Origin of the sequence: Pseudoalteromonas sp. SG44-1 (genome assembly GCF_014164315.1) — a bacterium.
Classification (GTDB): Bacteria; Pseudomonadota; Gammaproteobacteria; order Enterobacterales; family Alteromonadaceae; genus Pseudoalteromonas; species Pseudoalteromonas rhizosphaerae.
In genome coordinates this window covers 1-1151 of the sequence record NZ_JACJEW010000183.1, presented here as the reverse complement: position 1 = coordinate 1151, position 1151 = coordinate 1, and the positions used below count along the sequence as shown (strand labels likewise).

1 protein-coding gene is annotated in these 1151 nt (G+C 40.3%); it reads left to right on the top strand.

What is annotated here, in order from left to right:
- Positions 1–18: 18 nt before the first annotated feature.
- On the top strand, positions 19–1151 hold a 1133-nt coding region (locus H5187_RS23630), incomplete at its 3' end, for a phage minor head protein (RefSeq protein WP_182798484.1).

The following is a 1151-nucleotide window of genomic DNA, read 5'->3' as shown; positions in this document are numbered from 1 at the left end:
CGTTAAAAGAGCACTAATATGGCATTACCAGCTCCACAATATGGCGACCTTGTTAAATTCAAGGAAGCCATTTCTCACTTTAAAGACAAAATTAAGCTCACTAGTGAGTCATATAAAGACTTACAAGGCTTAGTTCACGCCAAAGCATTTACCGTTGCCGGTGCTACACAAATCGAGATCATTAACGAGCTATATACAGCAGTTGATAAAGCGATTAGTGATGGCGAGACAATATCGGACTTTAGAAAGCGCTTTGACAAAATAGTTGATGATCATGGCTGGTCATACAATGGTAAACGGGGCTGGCGTACTAAAGTTATTTATCAAAACAATAAAAACACTGCGCGTGCAGCTGGCCGTTGGCAACAACAAGAGCGTTTAAAACAGCGCAGGCCATACCTATTATACTTAACTGCTGGCGATAGCCGCGTAAGACCTGATCACGGTAAGTGGAATTACATTTTACTGCCTGTAGATCATCCATTTTGGGATACACATTATCCGCCAAATGGTTATAACTGCCGTTGCAAAGTGGTATCACTTAATGCGCGTGATATTGCACGCATGGGATTATCAGTAACTAAGCCAGAAGCAGTTAAAAAGTTTACTGAGTCTTTTAAAGTTGTAGACCCATCAACAGGCGAAGAACTGAGTAAATTAGCAGGCATTGATCTAGGCTGGGATTATAATCCTGGTAAAGCATGGCTAGGTGCAGACATTGCAGCGGGTAAATCAGTTATGACATTATCAACTGACATTCAAAAATTAGCGGTACCACAATTTAACGAAGCAGTTTTAAAATCTCAGCAGTACTATATAAAGCAGGTAAACTTACAAGCAGCAAAGTTAGCGCTTAAAAAGTCAGTACCAGACAGCCAGCAATTTACGTTAGGGCACTTGCCTGTAAATTTACTAAACGAGTTGTCACGTAAAAACGCACCTATATATAGTAGCGCTGTTACAGTCAGCAGCACTCAAATTGAAAAGTTCTTAACTGGCCAGCTAGCAATTGAGCAAGTACACGAACTAATGAACGCTGTTCAAAATCCAAATACGTTTGCTTATATAGGCAACCAAGTAAAAATATCGTACCAAGGTTTTATGATCACAGTAGAGCTAGGCCCAACGTTCAATACAATAATAGCTGCCGA